The 4,949-nt window shown below is 42.4% G+C and carries 6 protein-coding genes; all 6 read left to right on the top strand.

Going from position 1 to position 4,949, the window contains the following annotated elements; genetic code table 11:
* Positions 1 to 233: 233 nt before the first annotated feature.
* The 6 genes from HMPREF3027_RS06780 to HMPREF3027_RS06755 all read left to right on the top strand — a co-directional run bounded on the left by HMPREF3027_RS06780 (position 234) and on the right by HMPREF3027_RS06755 (position 4,847).
* Complete coding sequence (locus HMPREF3027_RS06780; RefSeq protein ID WP_027451226.1) at positions 234 to 536, top strand: DUF3853 family protein; 303 nt, start codon at positions 234 to 236, stop codon at positions 534 to 536.
* The gene (locus HMPREF3027_RS06775; RefSeq protein ID WP_246830556.1) at positions 533 to 1,603 is read left to right on the top strand and encodes an AAA family ATPase; all 1,071 of its coding nucleotides are present in this window, start codon (positions 533 to 535) and stop codon (positions 1,601 to 1,603) included. Before HMPREF3027_RS06780 ends, HMPREF3027_RS06775 begins: the two co-directional genes overlap by 4 nt.
* Before the next feature lie 153 nt (positions 1,604 to 1,756).
* Positions 1,757 to 2,647, top strand: coding sequence for a toprim domain-containing protein (locus HMPREF3027_RS06770; RefSeq protein WP_070707752.1), 891 nt, complete (start codon positions 1,757 to 1,759; stop codon positions 2,645 to 2,647).
* Between the two features lie 240 nt (positions 2,648 to 2,887).
* Positions 2,888 to 3,241: a MobC family plasmid mobilization relaxosome protein gene (locus HMPREF3027_RS06765; protein WP_025883200.1), complete on the top strand. Its 354-nt coding sequence runs from the start codon at positions 2,888 to 2,890 to the stop codon at positions 3,239 to 3,241.
* Entirely contained in the window at positions 3,238 to 4,155 is a 918-nt protein-coding gene (locus HMPREF3027_RS06760) for a relaxase/mobilization nuclease domain-containing protein (protein ID WP_070707751.1), read from the top strand. The genes HMPREF3027_RS06765 and HMPREF3027_RS06760 overlap by 4 nt, the downstream gene beginning before the upstream one ends.
* Entirely contained in the window at positions 4,152 to 4,847 is a 696-nt protein-coding gene (locus HMPREF3027_RS06755) for a hypothetical protein (RefSeq protein WP_070707750.1), read from the top strand. The genes HMPREF3027_RS06760 and HMPREF3027_RS06755 overlap by 4 nt, the downstream gene beginning before the upstream one ends.
* Positions 4,848 to 4,949 lie beyond the last annotated feature (102 nt).

Genomic DNA, 4,949 nt, shown 5'->3' with positions numbered 1-4,949 from the left:
CAGAAAACTTTCGTTTCCCGACCTACTCGATTATTCAAGTTCCGCTTCCAAACGCTCAAATTATTGAGGAAATCTTCTCTCCTTACCTCCTTAAACTTCTCGACACTTCCCGATATATCCCTGACCCTTTAAACTCTCAATATAGTATCATAGATTTGCACTGCAGACTGCAAAAGATCAATGCTTTACATGGCCAGTGAAGCACAATGTTTAACGAGCTTATCTGAGAGTTTATGACAGATGAAAATAAGCCACTATGGCAAATGACGAGTGGCGAATTTATGGAGTTCCTCAAAGAGGGACTTAATAGAACTGTGGCAACTGAACCAGTTTCTCCTTTAGCTAATACCCACAAGAAATATGTCTATGGTATTGCAGGTATAGCAAAGCTATTTGGGTGCAGTATTCCAACAGCCAATCGCATCAAGAAAAGTGGGAAAATTGACCAAGCCATTACACAAATTGGTCGAAAGATTATCGTGGATGCTGAGCTGGCATTGGAGCTGGCAGGCAAGAAAACCGGAGGAAGGAGATGAGTATGATCCCACAGAGCCAAAATGTAGACTATGACTCCCTTTGGAAGAAGTCTTTAGTCCGTGTAACGGATGAGTTCTCTTTACCACCCGTTATCCTCCAAGTGGATGATGCCATCATTGGCACATTGGGAAACTTTAGTGCCTCTACAGGCAAAGCCAAGGCAAAGAAGACTTTTAATGTTTCTGCCATCGTTGCAGCCGCACTTATCAACGGACAGGTATTAGAGTATAGAGCATCTCTTCCTTCAGGAAAAAGAAAAATTCTCTACTTCGATACTGAGCAGAGCCCATTTCACTGCAAACTGGTATTACAGCGAATACTGAAGTTAGCTGGACTACCACTTAACCAACAACCTGAGAATCTCATCTTCAGTCACCTTAGAGAAATATCTGACCCTGCAATCCGATGCGAGGTGATTCGAAAGGCGATCTATGAGATTGAAGGGGTGGGACTTGTCGTTATTGATGGAATTAGAGACTTGATACTCGACATCAACAATCCTACTCAATCTACGATTCTTATCGGAAACCTTATGCAGTGGACTAGTGAGCGAGGCATCCATATCCAGACTGTGCTTCATCTAAATAAAGGTGATGACAATAGTAGAGGTCATATTGGGACTGAACTCAACAATAAGGCAGAAACTGTCCTTCAAGTAACCAAAGATCCGACAGACCCCGATAGATCCATCGTATCACCCACATTTATCCGCTCAAAGCCTTTCGAGAATTTTGCTTTTCGTATCACTGATGAGCCAGACCATATCAATGTCCCCGAGTTGGATACAAACTTTCAAGATGAAGCGATTACTTCAAAAACAGCCTTTGACTATACAGAGCTTACAGAGGATCAACACCGACAAGCTTTAGAAGTGGTTTTCTCTAAAAGTGAAGGGGGGTTAGGTTATGGTGAGCTAGTGGATGCCTTACGAAAAGGAAACGCTGAGATTGTCGGTACTACGTATGGTATAGGGAAAACAAAAAAGCTACTCACTTTCCTGAAGAATAAGAGAATGATCACACTCAAGAATAAGAAGTACTTGTATGAGCCTAATTTCTACTATTGATTATCGGTTCAGTCCGATATGGGCATATAAGGTTTTGACCCATACCATACCAATTGTAAATCAGTTCGGTTCGGTATCAGGATATATATTCCTGTACCATACCGAACTGGATAGAGACTTCCTTTGCTAACGAAAAGAAAAAGAGATCAGAAGATGAATGCAAAACAAGCAAAGCTAATTCCGCTACAGGATTACCTATTCACGCTCGGCATAAAGCCTGTCAAAGTACTAAACAATAGTCTTTGGTACTACTCTCCTTTGCGGCCAGAGAGTACGCCCTCATTCAAAGTCAATACAAGCATCAACTGCTGGCACGACTTTGGAAGTGGGGAAAGAGGGAATATTATTGATTTGGCAATGAAGATCAATCATATTGTGACTGTTTCTGAGGCACTCATCGCCATAGAACAAGCATGCCCTCTCCACAATAGCAACTCTTTTTCTTTTCGTCAGCAAACACCCTCTCATAAAGGGCTATCAGACATTAGAGTTCAAGAGCTACAGCACCCAGCTTTAATTCAGTTGTTGAAAAATAGGCGAATTTCTTTTCTCATCGCTCAGCTGTACTGCAAGGAGGTTCATTATAGAGTAAATGGTAAGAACTATTTCTCTATTGGCTTTCCGAATAATGCTGGTGGATATGAAACCCTTAACTCATTCTTCAAAGGTTGTATTCCACCAAAGGAGATTTCTCTATTTGACAATGACACCAAGTCAATCCATCTCTTTGAAGGGTTTATGGATTACCTAAGTTTATTGACGATGAATCCCAAAGAGCAAGAGAGTTCAGCTTTAATCCTTAACTCTGTTAGCAACCTCGAGAAAGCAATTCCTCTCCTTGCTAAGTACGAGAAGATAAACTCCTTTCTCGATAACGATACCGCGGGAAAGGATGCCCGAAATAGACTCTTGAGATTGAATCTCCCTGTCGAAAACATCTCAGAAAGGTTTTCGGACTTTAAGGATCTGAATGACTTTCTATGTCAAAAGCGAATTCCTAAAGAGATAAGTATGAAGTCTAAGCGAAAGATAAAACTCAGGTGATCTTTCGTCACGTGATCGTTAATCACTCTTCACGTGATCTATTTTGCTTCGTCACTTGAAAAGCCACAGCACAATTACGGCTCTTCCAAAAGCAATCAAGCAGAGCTTGGCAGAGCCATATCTATCATACAGATTTTCTGAGAAGCAAGTTTGTGTTTTGGGTTACCCAAAACCTGCTTTTCACCCTACCAAAGGGAGGTGAAAAATCATCCCGATGGTCTCATTATTGACAGAATATTTATGGACGATAATACAACGAACAAGGGCGGTCGCCCTAAGAAAAAGTTATCGGAAAAGCGAAGCTATTCCGTATTGCTCAAACTAAATACCAAGGAGTATTTTACCCTTAAGAGCAAGGCGAACGAGGCAGGCTTAAATAAGAGTGAGTATCTACGCACACTTATTTATGAGAGCCAAGTGAAGGCTCGCATTACCCCTGAACAGATGAATGAGATTCGTCAGCTCACAGGTATTGCGAATAACATCAATCAGATTGCTCATCGCCTTAACACCTATGGTATTTCTGCAATCCCAACAGAACTTAAGCTACTGAGGATATGCGTAGACAAACACCTCAAGGAGCTGAAGTCATGATTGCAAAGATCATTAAAGGGACTTCATTCTTTGGAATGATTACCTACATGCTGGGTAAGCGTGAAGGTATGGCTCGTATTCTTGATGGCGAAGGTGTAAGAGTTGATGCTACATCAAATGAGATTGCTGTAGACTTCAACCTGCAAGCCTCTATGCGACCCAATATCAAGAAGCCAGTCTGTCACACCATCCTCAGTTTTTCTTCCGAAGACAGTGAGCGACTAGATGACGATAAGATGGTTGATATTGCACGGGAATACATGAGGCAGATGGGTTACTCAGATACTCAGTACCTAATTGTTAGACACATGGACAGGGAGCATCCACATCTCCACATCTGCATCAATCGGGTAGACAATTACGGCAACACCATCTCGGATAGCAATGAGAAATTTCGCTCCACCAAGATATGCAGAGAGCTTACAGACAAATATCAGCTGAAGCTCGGAGAAGGCAAGACGGAAGTTAAAAGAAATAGACTGCGTGGCAATGACAAAGTTCGCTACACCATCTACGATGCTATTACAGAGGTATTGCCCAAGTGCAAGAATTGGGAACAACTTGTTTCTGCTTTGCAAAAGCAGAGTATTGACGTGCAGTTCAAGACCAAGGGCAAAACAGATCTCATTGAGGGCGTAGTCTTTAGCATGGATGGAGTTAGCTTCAGTGGCTCACACATTGACCGCTCTTGTAGCTACTCAAAGTTATCTATACTCCTCCAGCAGAATGCAAAGGTTCTCAGTTCTCAAAAAGCACCAGAGATTTCCGAACAGAGAGAGTCTGAGAGTTCATCTGAGAACTTCATTGAAGAACTCTTTGACAGCAATGTCCCAGCAGTTGACGTTGCTGAACTCGTATTCCAACGTAAACTAAGAAATCAAGCTAATAAGAAACTAAAACGCAGAAGATTATGAACGAACAAATGAATATTCTCCTTGAAGTACTAGAGGAGATCAAGCAACAGAACAGAGAGCTCAAAGCAAGTATCACCAACCTTGTATCTCAACCTAACCCCGCAACCAATTCCTCAGAAGATGACGCTATTTCTCTTATGGATGTAGCACGCCTTATTGGGCAAAAGATTGAGGTAGATGGCAAATTCAAGAGTGAATTGACAGATGTCGCTATCGTCCTAGGCAAACGAATCCGAGAAATCAAAGATAGCATAGCAAAGAACCAAGAGCGACAAGCTAAAAGCATAGCCTCTCTATCCGAGAAAATCGAAGAAACTCAATCTCCTCCAGAGGTCAAGAAGTACTACCTCTTTGATGTCAAACGTTGGATAGAATGGCTAATCTGGGGAATATCTATCGTACTCATCGCCTGTACTATCGGTTGGGTGGTCTATCTACACAATGCCAATCAAACCCTTGAAAGCTACGCCTTACGATATCGCATCCTACGTATGGAGCACTCAGTCAGTAACACTTCTTTCGCCCAACTCGATAGCATCTTTGAAACTCACCGCTCAGAAGCACAAATCAAGCAATTAAAGGAGCGTGTCATAAACTATGAACTTGCAGTCAAACGCCAAGCAGAACTCCTTCACCGCCAGCAAGAGCTCTCAGCCGAACAAGAGATAGTCCAACACCAACTAAATCAATAATACTAGTAGAGCGACCTGAATTTTCGGGTCGCCCTATTCAATTATTCTATAGCTCGATATTGACTTGCCAATAGCCGACTCGCCCCCCCCCCCCCCCCCCCC

This window comes from Porphyromonas sp. HMSC077F02 (assembly GCF_001815465.1).
Lineage (GTDB): Bacteria > Bacteroidota > Bacteroidia > Bacteroidales > Porphyromonadaceae > Porphyromonas_A > Porphyromonas_A somerae.
This window is presented reverse-complemented; position numbering and strand designations above follow the sequence as displayed.

What these genes read in the sequence shown, in the direction of transcription:
- HMPREF3027_RS06780 (WP_027451226.1), top strand. Translation starts at nt 234, where the DNA reads ATGACAGATGAAAATAAGCCACTATGGCAAATGACGAGTGGCGAATTT.
- HMPREF3027_RS06775 (WP_246830556.1), top strand. Translation starts at nt 533, where the DNA reads ATGAGTATGATCCCACAGAGCCAAAATGTAGACTATGACTCCCTTTGG.
- HMPREF3027_RS06770 (WP_070707752.1), top strand. Translation starts at nt 1,757, where the DNA reads ATGAATGCAAAACAAGCAAAGCTAATTCCGCTACAGGATTACCTATTC.
- HMPREF3027_RS06765 (WP_025883200.1), top strand. Translation starts at nt 2,888, where the DNA reads ATGGACGATAATACAACGAACAAGGGCGGTCGCCCTAAGAAAAAGTTA.
- HMPREF3027_RS06760 (WP_070707751.1), top strand. Translation starts at nt 3,238, where the DNA reads ATGATTGCAAAGATCATTAAAGGGACTTCATTCTTTGGAATGATTACC.
- HMPREF3027_RS06755 (WP_070707750.1), top strand. Translation starts at nt 4,152, where the DNA reads ATGAACGAACAAATGAATATTCTCCTTGAAGTACTAGAGGAGATCAAG.